The sequence below is a fragment of the Streptomyces rugosispiralis genome (assembly GCF_024505145.1).
Taxonomy (GTDB): domain Bacteria; phylum Actinomycetota; class Actinomycetes; order Streptomycetales; family Streptomycetaceae; genus Streptomyces; species Streptomyces rugosispiralis.
Genome location: NZ_JANIAA010000048.1, coordinates 40,998 through 58,225, shown reverse-complemented (window position 1 = coordinate 58,225; position 17,228 = coordinate 40,998). Strand labels below are relative to the sequence as shown.

At 71.2% G+C, this 17,228-nt stretch carries 17 protein-coding genes and 3 tRNA genes; 11 read left to right on the top strand and 9 right to left on the bottom strand.

The window, feature by feature from the left end; genetic code table 11:
* Positions 1-10: 10 nt before the first annotated feature.
* Together NP777_RS41105 and NP777_RS41100 are read right to left on the bottom strand one after the other, a co-directional pair.
* Positions 11-1,564, bottom strand: coding sequence for an FGGY family carbohydrate kinase (locus tag NP777_RS41105; protein ID WP_256655286.1), 1,554 nt, complete (start codon positions 1,562-1,564; stop codon positions 11-13).
* Between the two features lie 25 nt (positions 1,565-1,589).
* Positions 1,590-1,859 carry a YtxH domain-containing protein gene (locus NP777_RS41100; protein ID WP_256655294.1) on the bottom strand — a complete coding sequence of 90 codons (270 nt, stop codon included), beginning with the start codon at positions 1,857-1,859 and terminating at the stop codon, positions 1,590-1,592.
* Positions 1,860-2,106: 247 nt separating this feature from the next.
* Here NP777_RS41100 and NP777_RS41095 point away from each other — a divergent pair.
* From NP777_RS41095 to NP777_RS41080, 4 genes are all read left to right on the top strand, one after another.
* Positions 2,107-2,179 (top strand) — tRNA-Asn (locus NP777_RS41095).
* Between the two features lie 5 nt (positions 2,180-2,184).
* Positions 2,185-2,257 (top strand) — tRNA-Asn (locus NP777_RS41090).
* A gap of 174 nt (positions 2,258-2,431) precedes the next feature.
* Positions 2,432-2,508: transfer RNA gene (locus NP777_RS41085), tRNA-Ile, on the top strand.
* A 265-nt stretch (positions 2,509-2,773) separates the two neighbouring features.
* A complete protein-coding gene (locus NP777_RS41080; RefSeq protein ID WP_256655285.1) occupies positions 2,774-3,217 on the top strand; it encodes a protein-tyrosine phosphatase family protein in 444 nt (147 codons plus the stop codon).
* A 36-nt stretch (positions 3,218-3,253) separates the two neighbouring features.
* Here the strand turns inward: NP777_RS41080 and NP777_RS41075 are convergent, their stop codons facing one another.
* From NP777_RS41075 to NP777_RS41060, 4 genes are all read right to left on the bottom strand, one after another.
* On the bottom strand, positions 3,254-4,075 hold the full coding sequence (locus tag NP777_RS41075; RefSeq protein ID WP_256655284.1) for a carbohydrate ABC transporter permease: 822 nt from the start codon (positions 4,073-4,075) through the stop codon (positions 3,254-3,256).
* Complete coding sequence (locus tag NP777_RS41070; protein ID WP_256655283.1) at positions 4,072-5,022, bottom strand: carbohydrate ABC transporter permease; 951 nt, start codon at positions 5,020-5,022, stop codon at positions 4,072-4,074. The genes NP777_RS41075 and NP777_RS41070 overlap by 4 nt, the downstream gene beginning before the upstream one ends.
* Before the next feature lie 11 nt (positions 5,023-5,033).
* A complete protein-coding gene (locus NP777_RS41065) occupies positions 5,034-6,416 on the bottom strand; it encodes an extracellular solute-binding protein (protein ID WP_256655282.1) in 1,383 nt (460 codons plus the stop codon).
* A 184-nt stretch (positions 6,417-6,600) separates the two neighbouring features.
* Positions 6,601-7,548: a carbohydrate kinase family protein gene (locus tag NP777_RS41060; RefSeq protein WP_256655281.1), complete on the bottom strand. Its 948-nt coding sequence runs from the start codon at positions 7,546-7,548 to the stop codon at positions 6,601-6,603.
* Positions 7,549-7,690: 142 nt separating this feature from the next.
* Between NP777_RS41060 and NP777_RS41055 the strand changes: the two genes are divergently transcribed.
* Together NP777_RS41055 and NP777_RS41050 are read left to right on the top strand one after the other, a co-directional pair.
* A complete protein-coding gene (locus NP777_RS41055; protein ID WP_256655280.1) occupies positions 7,691-8,473 on the top strand; it encodes a DeoR/GlpR family DNA-binding transcription regulator in 783 nt (260 codons plus the stop codon).
* A complete protein-coding gene (locus NP777_RS41050) occupies positions 8,470-9,837 on the top strand; it encodes a 6-phospho-beta-glucosidase (protein ID WP_256655279.1) in 1,368 nt (455 codons plus the stop codon). Before NP777_RS41055 ends, NP777_RS41050 begins: the two co-directional genes overlap by 4 nt.
* A gap of 106 nt (positions 9,838-9,943) precedes the next feature.
* Here NP777_RS41050 and NP777_RS41045 read toward each other — a convergent pair whose 3' ends face one another.
* Both NP777_RS41045 and NP777_RS41035 read right to left on the bottom strand, forming a co-directional pair.
* The gene (locus NP777_RS41045) at positions 9,944-10,738 is read right to left on the bottom strand and encodes a polysaccharide lyase family 7 protein (protein ID WP_256655278.1); all 795 of its coding nucleotides are present in this window, start codon (positions 10,736-10,738) and stop codon (positions 9,944-9,946) included.
* Between the two features lie 598 nt (positions 10,739-11,336).
* Positions 11,337-11,978 (bottom strand): CatB-related O-acetyltransferase, encoded by a 642-nt coding sequence (locus tag NP777_RS41035; RefSeq protein ID WP_256655277.1) that lies wholly within the window; start codon positions 11,976-11,978, stop codon positions 11,337-11,339.
* Positions 11,979-12,231: 253 nt separating this feature from the next.
* On the opposite strand from NP777_RS41035, the gene NP777_RS47905 reads away from it, so the two are divergent.
* The 4 genes from NP777_RS47905 (at position 12,232) to NP777_RS41005 (ending at position 15,556) form a co-directional block, all read left to right on the top strand.
* Entirely contained in the window at positions 12,232-13,884 is a 1,653-nt protein-coding gene (locus NP777_RS47905) for an FG-GAP and VCBS repeat-containing protein (protein WP_308405365.1), read from the top strand.
* A 108-nt stretch (positions 13,885-13,992) separates the two neighbouring features.
* Positions 13,993-14,433 carry a thioredoxin gene (gene trxA, locus NP777_RS41015; RefSeq protein ID WP_256655276.1) on the top strand — a complete coding sequence of 147 codons (441 nt, stop codon included), beginning with the start codon at positions 13,993-13,995 and terminating at the stop codon, positions 14,431-14,433.
* Positions 14,426-15,073 (top strand): histidine phosphatase family protein, encoded by a 648-nt coding sequence (locus tag NP777_RS41010; RefSeq protein WP_256655275.1) that lies wholly within the window; start codon positions 14,426-14,428, stop codon positions 15,071-15,073. Before trxA ends, NP777_RS41010 begins: the two co-directional genes overlap by 8 nt.
* Positions 15,074-15,130: 57 nt before the next feature.
* On the top strand, positions 15,131-15,556 hold the full coding sequence (locus tag NP777_RS41005) for an OsmC family peroxiredoxin (RefSeq protein ID WP_256655274.1): 426 nt from the start codon (positions 15,131-15,133) through the stop codon (positions 15,554-15,556).
* On the opposite strand, the gene NP777_RS41000 is transcribed toward NP777_RS41005, so the two are convergent.
* Entirely contained in the window at positions 15,531-16,154 is a 624-nt protein-coding gene (locus NP777_RS41000; RefSeq protein WP_256655273.1) for a hypothetical protein, read from the bottom strand. The genes NP777_RS41005 and NP777_RS41000 overlap by 26 nt on opposite strands.
* Positions 16,155-16,446: 292 nt before the next feature.
* Between NP777_RS41000 and NP777_RS40995 the strand changes: the two genes are divergently transcribed.
* Complete coding sequence (locus NP777_RS40995) at positions 16,447-17,223, top strand: IclR family transcriptional regulator (RefSeq protein ID WP_256655272.1); 777 nt, start codon at positions 16,447-16,449, stop codon at positions 17,221-17,223.
* Positions 17,224-17,228 lie beyond the last annotated feature (5 nt).

The following is a 17,228-nucleotide window of genomic DNA, read 5'->3' as shown; positions in this document are numbered from 1 at the left end:
GGGCCGGGCGTCACCCGCCGTCGTACCCACCGGCCTCGTACGTGCCGGCCTCGTACCCACCGGCCTCGTACGCGCCGACATCGTGCCCACCGGCCGCCGCCGCATGGCCCGCGGCCTCCTGATCGCCGGGGGCGGGCTCGAACGCTCCGGGGTGGATCTGCTCCCGCACCGCCGCGTACTGCTGCCGCACCGACTGCCCCACCGGCAGGTCCTCGCCCGGCTCGAAGACCTGGCTCGCCGCGGCCGGCCAGCGCGGCGGCTCATGCGGCGAGTGGGTGCCGTGCGAGACGCCCAGCGCCCACGCGGCCTGCCGGGCCGCGCCCAGCGCGGCGTAGTCGGCGGGCTGCGGCACCACGATCCGCGCGCCCAGCACCGCGGGCGCGATCGCGCGGACGGCCTGGAGGTCGGCCGCGGGCCCGAGCAGGAAGACGCGCCGTACCTGGACGCCGCGCCCGCGCAGCACGTCCAGCGCGTCCGCGAGCCCGCACAGCATTCCCTCGAACGCGGCCCGCGCCAGATGCTCGGGCTTCATCGACTCGCGCCGCAGCCCGGTCAGCGTCCCGGCCGTATGCGGCAGATGCGGGGTCCGCTCGCCCTCCAGATACGGCAGCAGCACCAGCCCGGACGAACCCGGGGTGGACTTCATCGCGAGCGCGGAGAGCCCCTCGAGATCCGTGCCGAGCAATTCCGCCGTACCGCGTAGTGCCCGTACCGCGTTGAGCGTATGGACCACCGGCAGATGCATGCCGGTGGCGTCCGCGTACGACAGGATCGTGCCGGTCGGATCGGCCAGCGCCTCATGGTGGACGGAGAAGACCGAGCCGGAGGCGCCCAGGGAGATCACCGCGTCGCCGGCCCCGACCCCGAGCCCGAAGGCGGCGGCCATGGTCTCGCCCGTACCTGCGGAGATCAGCAGCCCCTCGGGGGTGTGCCCGGCGGCGTCGGCCGGGCCGATGACCTCCGGCAGCCGCACCTGGTGACCGAGGGCCAGCTGGACCAGATCGGGGCGCCAGGATCCGTTCGCCGCCGACCAGTAGCCGCTGCTGGACGCCGTACCGCGGTCGGTCGTACGCCGCACCGGCCGCCCCAGCAACTGCCACACCAGCCAGTCGTGCGGCTGCATCAGCTCGGCCACGCGGTGCGCCGCGTCCGGCTCGTTCCGGGTCAGCCAGCGCAGCTTGGCCACCGGCTGCGAGGCGGTCGGTACGGCGCCGACCGCCTGGGCCCAGGCGGTGCGGCCGCCGAGCGCCTCGGTGAGGTCGGCGGCCGCGGACTGGGCGCGCTTGTCGTTGCCCACCAGCGCGGGCCGCACCAGCACCCCGCCCGCGTCCAGCGCCAGCAGCCCGTGCTGCTGCGCCGAGACGCCGATGGCCTGGACCCCTTCGAGCAGCCCGCCCTCGGCGGCCTCGCCGAGGGACATCAGCCACGCCTGCGGGTCCACATCGCCGCTGCCGCCGACCGGGTGCGGGGCGTACCCCTGTTTGATCACGGCACCCGTATCGGTGTCACAGACGACGATTCGTGTGCTCTCGGACGAACTGTCCAACCCGGCGACTATCCCCATGGATCAGATCATGCCACCGCCGGGGCTAGGTGTTGCTGGTGCCCCAGTCGTCCTCGCCCACCGCGCGGGGGTCGCGCTGCCCGATCTTCTCGCGCAGCGGCCGGACCTTGTCCAGCGCCCGCACGGCGGCATGTCGGCCGCCTTGCGCGGCCGATTCGGCGGTATTGCGGACGGCCGGGTTCCGTGCGAACTTCTGCGCGCAGCCGCGCAACTGCTCGTACCGCTCGCGGCCGGCTCGTGTGCCCAGTACGTAACCCACAGCCAACCCGGTGATGAACGTCAGCCGGTAGCGCATCGACCTGCCCTTCTCGCTGTCCTTCACATCTGGACCCCGGGGTCGTGCCGCACGTCTACCCGCCCGCGCCGCAGATCACCCACGATCACCTAGAAGATCATCCCCGGAACGGCGGAGGTTCGCCCGAGGGCGGACGCGGCGAACCGATTGGCGGAGCACCCCCCTGCTTGCGCTAATGTATGTGTCGCAGCGAGCGCACGCCGTCCGGGAGATCCGGACGGGGCCACGGTCGCGGCACACGGAGCAATCCCCTGTAGCTCAATTGGCAGAGCAGCCGGCTGTTAACCGGCAGGTTACTGGTTCGAGTCCAGTCGGGGGAGCTCGGTCCCCTGTAGCTCAATTGGCAGAGCATTCGGCTGTTAACCGGAGGGTTACTGGTTCGAGTCCAGTCGGGGGAGCAGGGAGGAGGACCCCTCAAGGGGTCCTTTTTCATTTCCGGCCCCCTCCGGGCGTGATCTACGTCATGATCGCAGCCAGGGGGCCACCCGGCACCGGCCCTCCGAAGCAGCAGATCGTATGAGCGGCTATGCTGCGGCAGACGGCGTGCGCAGATGTGTACGACGCGCCGTTACGGGGCGGTAGCTCAGCCGGTTAGAGCAGCGGACTCATAATCCGTCGGCCGTGGGTTCGAGTCCCACCCGCCCCACCAGGGCACTACGCGGGCAGGACCCATTCTGGCCTGCGAAGGCATATGAACGGGAGTCGCCGCGCTGACGCGGGGGCTCCCGTTCATCCGTTCAGGCCAGGACGCGGGCGCTTGGCGTTCTCACCTGTCGGGCGGCTGCTGGTCGGCGCCAGTCGCGAGACGGTACGGGTGTGGGCGGTGCCCTCATGAGTGAGGCCCTCATGAGTGAGATGGGCGCGTCGGCGGATGGAGATCTTCGGAGCGTGAGCGTGAGCGGGGGCGGGACGGGATGAGTGACGCACCACTGCGGGGTGCCCTGCGGCTGCCGGACGGGTGCTGGGTTCGGGGGCGCGGTCTGCGGTATCCGCGGCCGGAGGGGCCGCTGCCGGGGTTCGGGCTGTATCTGGGGTCCGCCCGGTTGCGTGAGCGGCATGACGGGGAGCTGGAGTGGGAGCGTACATGGGTCGAGTGGCCCGATTTTCGGCTGCCCCGCGACCGTGACCTGGCCGTACGGCAGATTCGCGCACTGCACCAGCGGGCCCGGGCGGGCACGCCCGTGGAGGTCGCCTGCGGGGGCGGGGTCGGCCGGACCGGGACCGTCGTCGCCTGCCTGGCCGTCCTGGCGGGGGTGGCCCCCGCCGACGCCGTCACCTGGGCGCGCACCCACCATCACCCCCGGGCCGTCGAGACGCCGTGGCAGCGGCGTTGGGTGGCTCGGTTTCCGGTGGACTGACGGGGTGAGGTGGCCTTGGACGGCCACCTCACCCCGTCAGCCCTTCACCGCGCCGGACAGCATGCCGGAGATGAAGTGCCGCTGCAGGAAGATGTACGAGGCGACGACCGGCAGCGCGACGATGATGGACGCGGCCGCCAGCACGGAGTACTGGGTGGTGTGCTCGCTCTGGAAGAAGGCCAGGCCGAGCGGCGCCGTGCGCTTGCTCTCGTCGGTGATCATGACCAGAGGGAGCAGGAACTCGTTCCAGGTCCACATGAACACCAGCATCGCCATCGTCAGCAGCGCCGGACGGCTGGTGGGCACCAGGATCCGCCACAGCAGCCGCCAGTCGGACGCCCCGTCCAGGCGCGCGGCCTCGATGACGCTGACCGGCACCGAGCGGAAGAAGTTGCGCATCCAGAAGACGCCGAAGGCGAGGGACTGGGCGGTCTGCGGGAGGATCAGCGACCAGTAGGAGTCGGTGAGTCCGGTGTCGCGCAGATTGAAGTAGAGCGGGATGACGAAGGCCTCGGGCGGCACCATCAGCCCGATGAGGGTGACGTAGAAGAGGACCGACCGGCCGGGGTAGTCGAAGTGCGCGAAGGAGAAGCCCGCCAGGATCGCCAGGACGGCCGTCAGGAGCACCACCGAGATCGCGACCAGCAGGCTGGAGGTCAGATAGGTGGCGAAGTGGCCCTGGCGCCAGGCGGTGGAGAAGTTGCCGAGGTCCAGGTGGCGCGGCCAGGTGAAGGAGGGCCCGGACTCCGCGGCGGGGGTCAGCGCGGAGGACACCACGCCGATCAGCGGCAGCAGGGCCAGTGCGGCGAAGAGGGTGAGGATGGCGTAGTTGAACGCCCGTTCGCGGCCGGAGATCACGTCTCGTCCTCCTGTGGCTGGACCTTGGTGATCAGGAAGGTGAGAAGCAGGATCACCGCGGTCAGGGTGACGGCGATGGCGCAGGCCGAGCCGACCTGGCCGGTGCCGAAGGCCCGGTTGTAGACCTCGTAGGCGGGCAGGCTGGTGGCGTTGCCCGGACCGCCGTGGGTGGCGACGTACACCAGGTCGAAGGTGCGCAGGGCGGCGATCACGGTGAGGGTGAGCGCGACGGTGATCTGCCCGCGCAGTCCGGGCAGGGTGACGGCGAAGAACTCCCGTACCGCGCCCGCCCCGTCCAGCTTCGCCGCCTCGTACAGCTCCGCCGGGATCTGCCCGATGCCGGCGATGAACAGCACCAGGCACAGGCCGATCTCCAGCCAGGTGCCGATGAGTCCGACGGCGGGCAGGGCGGTGGAGAAGTCGCCGAGCCAGGGGCGGGCGACCGCCTCAAGTCCGATGGCGCGCAGCGCGGTGTTGAGCACGCCGTCGGGAGCGTAGATCGCCGTCCAGGCGGTGGCGGTCACGACCATGGCGACCACCTGCGGCAGGAAGATCATCGCGCGGAAGACGGAGACGCCGCGCAGCCGGCCGGCCCGCGTGGTGACCGCGGCGAGCACCAGGGCGAGCGCGATCGGGATGACGGAGAAGAACAGGATCAGGACGAAGGAGTGGAGGAAGCCCGCGCGGAGCTGGGGATCGCGGGCGATCTCGGTGTAGTTGTCGAACCCCGCCCAGGTGGAGACGGATATCCCGTCCCAGTGGAAGAGGGAGATCTGCACCAGCTGGCCGAGCGGGACCAGCAGGAAGACGGTGAGGACGACCAGGGCGGGGAGGGCGTAGAGGTAGCCCTTCCACTGGATGACGCGGCCGCGGCGCCGGACCGGCTCCCGGGTGGGGGCGCCGGCCGGGCGCTTGCGTGCCGTCGGGCGGTGTGCGGTGGCGGCCATGACGTTGGGGTCTACCTGCTGTTCTGGAAGGAGGAGTAGTCGGACTGGAGTCGGCTGGTGAACGCCTTGGGGGTGAGGTGTCCGGCGGTCAGCTCCTGGACGGCGGCGGTGAGGGTGTCGTAGAAGGTCGGGGTGGTGTAGTCGAGGTAGGGGAGCAGGCCGTCCTTCTCGCTCACGGCCTTCCACTGGGTGAGGATGTCCGCGTCGACGGTGCCGGGTGCCGGCTTGTAGTCGGCCGGGGGAAGGGCCGGCAGATTGCCGTGGGTGGCGGCGGCCTTCATGCCGTTCTTGTTGACGAGGAAGTCGATGTACGCGCCGGCGACGTCCGAGTGCTTGGACTTGGAGGTCACGGACCACGCGAGGCCCTCGCCGCCCTGGGTGACCGGGGGCTGCCCGGCGGTGGGGCCGAGCGCGGTGAAGCCGACGTTCTTCTTCATCTTCGGGGCGAGGACGGCCGACTGCCAGGTGCCCTCCAGGAGGAACAGGGACTTGCCCTGGCCGAAGGAGTCGACGGCCTGGTCCTTGCTCTTGCCGTTGAAGCCGGAGCCCAGGTATCCCTTGTCGGCCCAGCGGCGCAGCGTGGTCGCGGCCTTGAGGGTGCCGGAGTCCGTCCACTTGGCGTCGCCCTCGTCGAAGACGAGCTTGCGTACCTCGGACTTGCCGGCGGCGAGGGCCTGGACGACGCCGAAGATGTGGATCCCGGGGCTCTTGTCGGCGTCGCCGTAGGAAAGGGGCTGCAGACCCGACGCCTTGGCCTTGGCCAGCGCGGTCTCGAAGCCGGTGAGCGTGGTGGGCGGGGGCAGACCGAGCGACTTCAACTTGGCCTTGTTGTAGTAGACGCCGATGATCTCACCGGTCTGCGAGACGCCGTACAGATTGCCGGTCTCCCAGGTCTTGCCGTCGGGGGAGAAGCGGTTGAGGTCGAGCAACTGGGACGGGAAGGCGGTGTCCCAGCCGTAGGCCTTGGCGTAGCGGTCCACCGGCTGCAGCAGCTTGGCCTTCACGAAGGCGCCCATGTCGGGGTAGCCCTGGTTCGCCTGGACGACGTCGGGCGGGTTGGCGGAGGACAGCGCGAGCTTCAGCGTGGTCTTGAGGTCGGCGAAGGACCGGGAGACGCGCTTGATGGTGACGTTCGGGTACTTCGCCATGAACGCCTTGTTGAGCGCCTCGGTGGAGGCGTTGGCGCCCTGGTCGGTGTTCTGGTCCCACACGGTGAGGGTGACCTTCCCGGCCTTGGCGGGGTCGGTGGAGACCGGACCGGAGGTCTTCGCGCTGGTGGCCGACTCGCCGCTGGGGCCGGGGGAGCAGGCCGCGACGCCGGTCAGGACACCGGTGGCGAGCGCCGCCGCGGCTATGAGGCGCCGACGGGGGCGCCGTGGGGTTCTCTCGGCCATGGGCTGGTCCTCCTGGTGCTGGGGGTGCGGTCGGTGCTGGGGGTGCGGCCGCCCGGGGCTGGGGCGGTGGCTGTCGGAAGGTGGCGGGGGTCGCGGTCGTCCGGCCCGGCTTCGCCCGTCCCGGATCGGGTCGGACTGGACCGGATCGGGTCGGACTGGACCGGATCGGACCGGATCGCAGGAGCTAGGGCTTGATCGCACGGATGCGGATGAGGTCCGCGTCCGGGATCCCGGGGGTGCGTTCGAGGAAGGCGTCGATCGCCTCCCACCGCGGTGCGCTGTTCGCGCCGCCCAGGCTCTGCACCGACAGGGCGGCGCACAGTCCGGCGAAGCGGAGCCGGGTGGTGAGGGGCCAGCCATGGTTCAGGCCGGTGATCAGCCCCGCGGTGAACACATCACCGGCGCCCGTGGGATCGACGGCCGGCACCCGGGGAACCGCGACCCGGACCAGCTCGCCGGTGGCGCCGTCCACCGCGACCGCGCCGTTCCCGCCATCGGTGACGACGACGTCGGGCACATGGTCGGCGAGGACCTTCACGGCCTCCTCGACCGTGCCGGTGCGGGTGTAGCTCGTCGCCTCGACGGCGTTGCAGACGAACACGTCGACCTCGGCGAGCCGGGTGAGCAGCTCCGGTGACCACTGGCCGGTGGGGTCCCAGCCGACGCCGCCCAGCACACGGGTGCCGCGGGCGCGGAACTCGGCCGCCCAGACGGGCAGCGGCCGTCCGATCCCGAGTTGCAGAAAGCGGACGGCGGGCAGCTCGCCCTCCCACACCTCGGGGCGCAGCGCCCCCCTCTCCTCGTAGGTGAGGAAGGCGCGGTCGTGTTCCTGGGTTGCCGCGACCGTGACCGGGGTGTGCACGGCGGGATCGCGGCGCAGCCAGGTCGGGTCCAGGTTCTGCTCGGCTTCGAGCCGGGCGGCGAGGTGCTCGCCGAAGAGGTCGGTGCCGATCACCCCCAGGATGCCGGTCCGCAGTCCGAGGCGGGCGGTGGCCACGGCGCGGGTCGCGGTTCCCCCGGGGGAGACGGCGAACCGGTCGGCGTACACCTCGGTTCCTGGGGTGGGCAGGTGGGGGATGCCGCCGAAGACGAGGTCGCAGAAGACCTCGCCGGCGAAGAGCACGTCGAGCACGGGGACCGCCTCTTTCCGGTGCGACCACGGTGAAGTGCTCAACTATGAGCACCGCCTCTGCGGAATGACAAGAGTCGATCAGCAACAAGAACATCTCTTGTCTTGATGACTGACTTCAGTCATGCGGTGCTATCGTCAATGCGTGACTTCACGCAAACGACATGCGCAGATCGTCGAGTCACTCCGGTCGACCGGAGTGGCCTCGGTACGCGAGCTCGCCGAAAACCTCCAGGTCAGCGAGTCCACGATTCGCCGGGACCTGATCCTCCTCGACCGCAACGGCGAGCTGGTCCGCACCTACGGCGGGGCGGCCCTGCCGCGCGGGTCCGCGGAGGCCGCCGAGACGGAGGCGGACCGCGAAATTCCGCTCGACGTGGTCATGTCGCGCCACCAGGCGCTGAAGGACGCGATCGCCGAGGAGGCCGTGAAGCTGGTCGAGGACGACAGCGTGATCGTCCTCGACATCGGAACCACCCCCCTGGCCATCGCTCGCCGGCTGCGGGGCCGTCCCGTCACCGTCATCACCAGCAGCCTGCCGGTGCTCGACGTACTCCGCGACGACGACGCCGTACGGCTGGTGATGCTCGGCGGTGTGCTGCGCCGCAACTACCAGTCCCTGGTCGGCTCCCTCACCGAACAGGCACTCCGCCAGGTCAGCGCCGACCTGCTCTTCCTGAGCTGCACCGGAGTGCGGCCCAACGGCCATGTGGTGGACAACATGGCCGTCGAGGCCCCCCTGAAACAGGCCATGGTCGAGACGGCCGGGAAGGTCGTCCTGGTCGCCGCCGAGACCAAGTTCCCCGGCACCGGATCGCTGCGCGTGTGCTCGTTCTCCGACATCGACGTCCTGATCACCACCAGCGGTGCCGACCCCAACACGCTCCAGCTCTGCCGCGAGGCGGACGGAAAGGTGATACTCGCATGAAGTTGACCGTCCTCGGTGGCGGCGGATTCCGCGTGCCCTACGTCTACCAGGCCCTGCTGCGTGATCAGGGCTCCCCCCGTATCGACGATGTGTGGCTGTACGACAACGACCCGGCCCGGCTCAAGGCCATGGCCGAGGTGCTCGCCCAGTTCGCCGACGGCCATGCCGACGCGCCCAGGGTGACGGTCAGCACATCGCTCGACGACGCCCTGGAGGGCAGCGACTTCGTGTTCGCCGCCATCCGCGTGGGCGGGCTGGCGGGACGGGTGTGCGACGAGCGGGTCGCCCTCGACCTCGACGTCCTCGGCCAGGAGACCACCGGCCCGGGTGGTCTGGCCTACGGGCTGCGCACCATCCCCGTCATGCTCGACATCGCGCACCGGGTGCGGCGGCTGGCCCCGCACGCCTACGTCATCAACTTCACCAACCCGGCCGGGATGATCACCGAGGCGATGCAGAGCGTCCTCGGCGACCGGGTCCTCGGCATCTGCGACACGCCGTCGGGTCTGGGCCGTCGCATCGCCACGACCCTCGGCCTCGACCCGTCCCGGGCCCAGTTCGACTACGTCGGTCTCAACCACCTCGGCTGGATGCGCCGGGTGCTGCACGACGGCGAGGACATCCTGCCCCGGCTGCTCGCCGACGAGCGCCTCGGCGAGCTGGAGGAGGGTGTGGTCTTCGGGCGCGAGTGGCTGCGCGACCTCGGAGTGATCCCCAACGAGTACCTGTACTACTACTACTTCAACCGGGAGGCCGTACGGTCCATCCTCGACGCCCCGCAGACCCGCGGCGAGTTCCTCGCCCGCCAGCAGCGGGAGTTCTACCAGCGGGTGACGGAGGCCGCCGAGGGCTCGGCCGTGTCGCTGTGGCGGAAGACCATCGCCGACCGCAGCGCCAACTACATGGCCGAGGCCAAGGGCGCCGTCCAGGGAGAGGCCCAACCGGCCGAGGACTTCCGGCCGGACCCCGCGCACCAGGGGTATGCCGGGGTCGCCCTCGCGGTGATGGCCGCGATCAGCCGCAATGAACGCGCCACGATGATCCTCAATGTGCGCAACGGGACCACCGTCGCCGGCCTTCCGCACGACGCCGTCGTCGAGGTGCCCGTGACGGTTGACGCGAACGGCGTCCACCCGCTCACCATCACCCAGCCCGACCTCCACCAGACCGGTCTGATGCAGCAGGTCAAGGCGGTCGAACGGCTCACCATCAGCGCCGCCGTCACCGGCTCCCGGGCCGATGCCGCGAAGGCGTTCTCGCTCCACCCGCTGGTCGACTCGGTGAGCGTCGGCCGCAAGCTGCTCGACGGCTATGTCGACCGCATCCCCGAAGTGGCCGAGGTCTTCGGCGGCCGCACGTCCTAGCGACGACGGGGCCCGGCGGCCGCCCCGGCCGCCGGGCCTGGGGCTCCCTGGGGGCTCCCTGGGGGCTCCCCGGGGAGCCCCCGGGGAGCTCAGTCGTGGGAGACGGTCAGTCGTGGGAGACGGTCAGCCCGTAGAAGCCGACGCGCGCTCCGTTCGTCGTGCTGTCGGAGGACGACTGGTTGTACGAGCCCGCCTTGAAGTACTGCTTGTACGGGAAGAACGACGACGGGATGTCGTAGTGCGTCGTGCTGCCGTTGACCGTCAGGTCGATGGTGTCGCCGCCGGAGACGGCGATCGTGTAGTTCCATGTCTTGCCGACCGACACATGGCCCACGTTGTGCAGCGTCTGGCCGCCGTCGGGGGAGTTCTCGGTGCCGAGGACGATGTCGCCGTTGGCGCGGTAGTACAGCTCCACCAGCGGCTTCGTGGAGGAGCCGCCCGAGCCGAGGTGGATCTGACCGACGCAGACGTTCTTGGTCACCGACACCACGCGCAGCGTCGCCCGCAGCTTGTGCGAGCCGCCGAGCGACCAGTCCGCGGCGCCGCCGTTACGGTTCATCTCGCGCAGCTCGGAGCGGGCGTAGTTGGAGTTCGGGGTGGTGACGCCCTTTTCCGGCGCCCAGAACGTCATCGCCCCGTCGCGCTTGTCGGTGTAGAAGTAGTCGTCCTGGAATCCGTTCGCTCCCTGGAGCCGGGACGAGGGGATGGTCGTCGGCTTGCCGGGGGAGCCGACCGGCTCCTGGAGTTGCCACACCGAGAGGTCGAAGTTGCCGCCCGGCGCCTTCGACGGGTCGGCGAAGGTCGCGGCCGTGGGGGAGGCGCCGGCGGGGCCCGCGAGGGCCAGGCCACCTATGGCGGTGGTCACGGTCGCCAGCGCGGTGAGCAGCGTACGCATGCGCATGGGAATGCCTTCCCGTGGGGGGTTGGTATGGACCGGCGTCCATGTATATGAAGTTGGTGTTTCGTTGTGAACGCCGAGATGTGACGAGACGGTAGAGACGTGGTGTGTCCGCGTCAATCCTCCGGACGGGTTCGGGTTCGGGTTCGGGGTCGGGTTCGGGGTCGGGGTCGGTGGGGTGCGGTGGCTGCGGTGGCGGTCTTTCGCTCCGCCTCGCGAAAACCATGGGCACTGACGTCCAGAGTTTTGCCCTAGCCAACCTCCGCCGCCGCCCCGTGCTTGTCGAAACCGGGGGCTTTGTGGCGGCGTTCGATCCCGGCACCACCAGCCCGTACATCAACTACGCGACCCCTCTTCCCGGCGCCCGGCCCACCGCCCGGGACGTCAAGGAGCTGATCGAGGCGTTCCAGGTACGTGAACTCAAGCCCCGGCTCGAGTTCGCGCCGGACGCCGCGCCCGCTGTGGAGCCCGCGCTGCGGGCGGCGGGATCCGTGTTTCGGGAAAGGGGGCGGGGAGGGGAACAGCCCGCCGCAGGCGTCACGATCCGTGTTTCGGGGAGGGGATCGGCCCGCCGCAGGTGCCAAGACCCGCTGGGCACCTCCTACCGAGGAGCCGCCGCCTCCAACTCGGCCACGCTGCCGGACATGATGGTGCGGATATGCGCGGTGAGGTGCTCGATCGGCCAGTCCCACCAGGCCAGGGCCAGCAGCCGGGCGATGTCCTCGTCGCCGTAGCGGCGGCGGATGAGCTTGGCCGGGTTGCCGCCGACGATGCCGTAGTCGGGAACGTCGTCCACGACCACGGACCCGGAGGCGATGACCGCGCCGTGGCCGATACGGACGCCGGGCATCACCATCGCCCGGTATCCGAACCAGACGTCATGGCCCACCACCGTGTCTCCCCGGCCCGGCAGGCCGGTGATCAGGTCGAAGTGGTCGGCCCACGAGCCGCCCATGATGGGGAACGGGAACGTGGAGGGTCCGTCCATGCGGTGGTTGGCGCCGTTCATGATGAACCGCACGCCTTCGCCCAGTGCGCAGAACTTCCCGATGACCAGCCGCTCCGGCCCGTAGTGGTACAGCACATTGCGGGTCTCGAACGCGGTGGGCTCATCCGGGTCGTCGTAGTACGAGAACTCCCCGACCTCGATCAGCGGCGAGGTGATCAGCGGCTTGAGCAGCACCACCCGTGGCTGCTCGGGCATCGGGTGCAGCACGGTCGGGTCGGCGGGTATGGCCGGCATCGCGCATCGCCCTTTCTCGTCGAGGAGGCCAGGGGCCAGGGGTCGGAGGCCAGAGGCCAGAGTTCAGAGTTCAGGCGTCATGATCGCAAGCTCGGCGCCCGATGTCGCGGGTATTTGGCGGGGACGGCCGCGAGGCAACCCGAGCACGCTCCCTGGAGTCCTTGAGCGGTGAAGCCCTCGTTCGTATCCGTGTTCGTACCTCCCTGCCCGCCCGCCGTCCGTGTCAGCTCGATCCGCCTTGCGAGGTGTCGCCGTGCGTTCGTCCGTTCCCGTCGCCGCCGTGGCCGTGTCCGTGCTGCTGCTCGCCGGGTGCAGTGAGGGCGGCCACGAGGGGCGGAGACCGACGGAGGGGGCCACGAAGGGGGCCGCCGGTGCCTCGCTCGGGGACTTCAACGGCGACGGTTACGACGACTTCGCCACCACCATCCGCCCCACCAGCGCCTCCCGGGGACCGCTGCCCGCCCGGCTCGCGGTGGTCTACGGCGGGCCGCATGGCCTCGACCCGCGGCACCGCCTCGTCGTGAGCGGCGCCGAGGACGACTACGTGGGACCCCTGCTGCGCACCGATCTCGACCGGGACGGGTTCACCGACCTGGTGACGGCACGCTTCCGGCACGGCAGTTCGCCGCGGGCCGAGCGGACGGGGGAGACCGTGGTGCTGCGGGGCGGCCCCCGGGGGCTCGCCGCGCCGCGCCCGCTCGGCGGCGGCGCGGCCGGATTCCTGGCGCTGGCCGTGGGGGACTTCGACGGGGACGGCGCGGCCGACCTGCTGGCCTCGGCGGCGGACGCCCGCGGCGACGGCCAGGGCGAGGGCCAGGGCGAGGGCCGCGGCGATGGCCAGGGCGAGGGCCAGGGCGACGGCCAGAGCGATGACCAGGGCGAGGGCCAGGGTGCCGTACGCGTGCTGTACGGGCCGTTCGGCGCCAAGGCTCAGCCCGCCCGTACCGCCCCGCTCCCCACCGGCCCCACCGACCGGCCCCGCCGTACCGCGCCCGCCACCGCCACGGCCGGGGACTTCAACGGCGACCACCGCACCGATGTGGTGCTGACCTACCGCTACGGCCTCGGCCAGGCGGACCAGCCGGAACCCGGCGACACCGCCCCCCTCGACACCCCCGTCGCCCACTACCGCGGCGGGCCCAAGGGCCTGGTGCGGGACAGGCGGCCCGAGGCGCGCCTGGCCCATGCCCTCGGCACCGAGGACGGCCCGCGCGAGCCCGCGGCCGGGGACGCCGACCACGACGGGATCGACGATCTGCTCGCGCCCGGCCAGGGGACCCTCGGCCCCGGCCGCCACCGCGGCTCCGGACGGCTGACCGTCGTCCACGGCGCCAAGCCCGGCCTGGGCCGGGGGCGTGCGGATCTCACCGTCGACCAGTCCGGCCCCGGCATGCCCGGCGACGCACGGCGCGGCGACGGCTTCGGCGGCTCCCCGGCCGTCGGCGACATCACCGGCGACGGCCGCCCCGACCTCGTCGTGGCCATCCCGGAGAAGAACAACGGCAACGGCCGGCTCACCCTGCTGCCCGGCTCACGGCACGGGCGCGGCGGCGAGTACTCCCCCGACCCGGCCAAGAGCCCCCACGGGGAGCACGACCGGGAGCACGACGGGGAGCGCGGCCGGGAGCACGGCCGGGAGCGTGGCCGGGTCCAGTCGCTGGACCTGGACACCCCGGGGGTGCCCGGCCGCCACACCCCGTACGGCTTCGACGCCTTCGCCCCGCAGCCCCCGCTGCTCGACGTCGACGGGGACGGACACGACGACGTGGTCGCCGCCGCGCCCGGCTACGGCCACGGCAGGACGGGCGGCTTCTGGGTCTTCCGGGGGACCGGCGACGGGCTCTCCACCAGGGACGTACGCCACTTCACCCCTGCCGACCTGGGCATACGCTTCCGGACCGGCTAGCCGTCCCGGCGGCCGCCGCCCCCGCCACCTGCCCGGAATAACCGCGGACGGTGGCGGGGTTACCGTGCATGTGGCATCTGCCGACGTACGGAAGCGGGTAACGCAGGCATGAGCACTAGCACCGTCGAGCTCACCAAGGACAACTTCGACGAGATCGTGTCCGGGAGCGAATTCGTACTGATTGATTTCTGGGCCTCCTGGTGCGGGCCGTGCCGGATGTTCGCGCCCATCTACGAGAAGGCCGCCGAGCGCCACCAGGACCTGCTGTTCGCCAAGGTCGACACCGAGGCCCAGCCCGAGCTGGCCGCCGCCTTCGACATCCAGTCCATCCCCACGCTGATGATCGTGCGGGAGAACATCGCGGTCTTCGCCCAGCCCGGCGCCCTCCCCGAGCCGGCCCTGGAGGACCTCATCGGCCAGGCCCGCGACTTGGACATGGACACGGTGCGCGCCTCCATCGCCGCCGCGGCGAACGAGAAGCACGCCATCGACGAGGAGAAGGAGCAGGGCCTCGCGGGCGAGGAGAAGGCATCCGGCAACCGTGGCTGAGCTGCTGCTGGTCCGGCACGGCGAAACCGAGTGGAGCCGGTCGCACCGGCACACCAGCTGGACCGATCTGCCCCTGACTCCGCTCGGTGAGGAGCAGGCCCGCGCCCTGCGCCGGCCGCTCGCCGCGCGGAAGATCGGGCTGATCCTGGTCAGCCCGATGGACCGGGCCGTGCGGACCGCGCGGCTCGCCGGGCTCGAGGACCTGACCGTCGAGCCCGACCTGCGCGAATGGGACTACGGCGGCTACGAGGGCATCACCACCGACGAGATCCACCGCAGCCGCCCCGACTGGAACCTGTGGACCGACGGCGTCCCGTCGGCCTCATCCGATCACCCCGGCGAGTCACCCGAGCGGATCGGGGCCCGGGTGGACCGGGTGCTCGCCCGCATCGCCCCCGAGCTGGAGGCGGCGGACGGCGCCGATGTGGTGCTGGTGGCGCACGCCCACGTCCTGCGGGTGCTCACCGCCCGGCGGCTGGGACTGCCCCCGTCCGCCGGAGCGCTCTTCCGGCTCGACACCGCGACCGTCAGTCGACTGGGAACTGAGCATGGTCGCCCGGCCATGGTCGCCTGGAACGTAGGCTCGGAGGCGATCTCCGGACAGGGTGCCACCGCAAGCGGTGGCACCCACGCCGGGTGATCATCTCCGACCGTATTCGCATACCGCACGTCCGACAGGAAGCAGGGAACAGCGAGCATGGCTACGACGCGTACCGCGCACACCGTCTGGCAGGGCAATCTGGCCGAGGGCAAGGGGACCGTCACCTTCGACTCCTCCGGCATCGGCGAGCAGGCGGTCTCCTGGCCGTCCCGCGCCGAGCAGGCCAACGGCAAGACCAGCCCCGAGGAGCTGATCGCGGCGGCCCACTCCAGCTGCTTCTCGATGGCGCTCTCGCACGGCCTCACCCAGGCGGGCAACCCGCCCACCCAGCTGACCACCCAGGCCGAGGTCACCTTCCAGCCCGGCACCGGGATCACCGGTATCCACCTCACCGTCGAGGGCACGGTGGAGGGCCTTGACGAGGCCGCGTTCACCGCAGCGGCCGAGGACGCCAAGAAGAACTGCCCGGTGAGCCAGGCGCTCGCCGGTACGGAGATCACGCTGTCGGCGAAGCTGGCCTGACGTCCTCCATACGCTGCAGCAGTCCCCAGGTGAACTCCGCCACATAGTGGCGGGGTTCACCGTTCTCCGCCTCCGGCGCGTCGAAGGCGAGCCGCCAGCGGGTGGGCGCCGAGCCCTCCATGGGCCGCGCGGGCGCGAAGGCGCGTGCCACCTCGTCCACCGTGCAGGACCAGGGCAGCAGATCGGCGGCCGTACGCAACCGCGGTCCGGGCGCGCCCGGCGCACGCACCAGCCACTCGTTCCACACCGCCCCGTTCGGCGCGGTGAGCACCTCGAACCGCAGATCCGGCCACAGCGGCACGGACCAGCTCAGCGCCTCGCAGGTCAGATCGCCGATCCGGCGGGTGGCGGTGGACTCGGGCGGGCCCAGCACGGAGCGGTAGCGGGCCACCGCCGAGCGCCGCCGCGGCGAGCGCTGCATGGCCTGCCAGCGGCGATTGGCCTCGCGCATTACCGCGCGCCCGACCCCCAGCTCGCGCAGCGCGTCCTCGACCAGCCCCGGCTGATGGTCGGCCATCCGGCGCAGCAGCACGAGGACGAAGGGGAAGGGGGCCGGGAACGAGTCGGGCTGAGCGAATGAGCCGGGCGCGGAATCCATGGCTTCTATGGTGGCGTATGGCCTCGCCGTGCCGTGGCGTACGGGCTTGCCGTGCTGTGGCGTACGGGCTCGCCGTGCCGTACGGGCTCGCCGTGCCGTGGCGTACGGGCTCGCCGTGCTGTGGCGTACGGGTACGTTCTCGTGCGGTGGTGCAAGCGCTTCCCCTCGCATCGCGCCTTTGCCGGACCATTGCCGAGCGAAGTCCCCTCCGCATAACCTGTGTTCGCGATACCGGCCACCGGCCGGAATCTCGAACGCTTGCCATCTGAACCAGAAGGGGAGGGCGAGCACTATGGGACGCCTGGTGCCCGCGGTGACACGGGCTCTGGACATACTCGAGCTCTTCCTGGACGGGGACGGCACGCTCTCCGCACCCGAGATCACCCGTCGGCTCGGACTGCCCCGTACGACGGTCCATGAGCTGGTGACCACTCTGGCCGCCCGCTCCTATCTGGTCCAGGTTCCCGACCAGCCCGGCCGCTATCGGCTCGGGGTGCGGCCGTACCAGCTGGGCAGCCGCTACGCCGAGCAGCTCGACCTGGCCGCCGAGGGCCAGCAGGTGGCCCGGAGCGTCGCGGAGACCTGCGACGAGACCGTGCATGTCGCGATCCTCGAGGGCATGGACGTCATCTACATCGCCAAGGTCGACTCCACCCACGCCGTCCGCATGGTCTCCGCCGCGGGCCGCCGGCTGCCCGCCCACTGCACCTCGGTCGGCAAGATGCTGCTCGCGTCCCTCCCGGAGGACGCCCTGGCCGCGCGGCTGTCCGGCGATCAGCCGCTGGCCGCGATGACGGACAACAGCTGCACCGACCCCGCCGAGCTGCGCCGCCACCTCGCCACCGTGCGCGAGCGCGGCATCGCGGTCGAGCAGCGGGAGTCCAACCCGGATGTGAACTGCGTGGCGGCTCCCGTACGGGACACCACGGGAAAGGTGGTCGCGGCGCTGTCGATCTCGGTGCCGACGATCCGCTGGAGCGATGAGCGCCAGGCCGAGCTGGAGGAGCTGGCGGCCAAGGGCGCGGGTGAACTGTCGGTGCGGCTGGGACATCGGAGGCGGAACGTATGAGCACG

Coding starts and splice junctions, on each gene's coding strand:
- NP777_RS41035 (WP_256655277.1), bottom strand. CDS start 11,978: ATGCCGGCCATACCCGCCGACCCGACCGTGCTGCACCCGATGCCCGAG.
- NP777_RS41045 (WP_256655278.1), bottom strand. CDS start 10,738: ATGCGCATGCGTACGCTGCTCACCGCGCTGGCGACCGTGACCACCGCC.
- NP777_RS41050 (WP_256655279.1), top strand. CDS start 8,470: ATGAAGTTGACCGTCCTCGGTGGCGGCGGATTCCGCGTGCCCTACGTC.
- NP777_RS41000 (WP_256655273.1), bottom strand. CDS start 16,154: ATGGATTCCGCGCCCGGCTCATTCGCTCAGCCCGACTCGTTCCCGGCC.
- NP777_RS40995 (WP_256655272.1), top strand. CDS start 16,447: ATGGGACGCCTGGTGCCCGCGGTGACACGGGCTCTGGACATACTCGAG.
- NP777_RS41100 (WP_256655294.1), bottom strand. CDS start 1,859: ATGCGCTACCGGCTGACGTTCATCACCGGGTTGGCTGTGGGTTACGTA.
- trxA (WP_256655276.1), top strand. CDS start 13,993: ATGAGCACTAGCACCGTCGAGCTCACCAAGGACAACTTCGACGAGATC.
- NP777_RS41065 (WP_256655282.1), bottom strand. CDS start 6,416: ATGGCCGAGAGAACCCCACGGCGCCCCCGTCGGCGCCTCATAGCCGCG.
- NP777_RS41105 (WP_256655286.1), bottom strand. CDS start 1,564: ATGGGGATAGTCGCCGGGTTGGACAGTTCGTCCGAGAGCACACGAATC.
- NP777_RS41080 (WP_256655285.1), top strand. CDS start 2,774: ATGAGTGACGCACCACTGCGGGGTGCCCTGCGGCTGCCGGACGGGTGC.
- NP777_RS41070 (WP_256655283.1), bottom strand. CDS start 5,022: ATGGCCGCCACCGCACACCGCCCGACGGCACGCAAGCGCCCGGCCGGC.
- NP777_RS41005 (WP_256655274.1), top strand. CDS start 15,131: ATGGCTACGACGCGTACCGCGCACACCGTCTGGCAGGGCAATCTGGCC.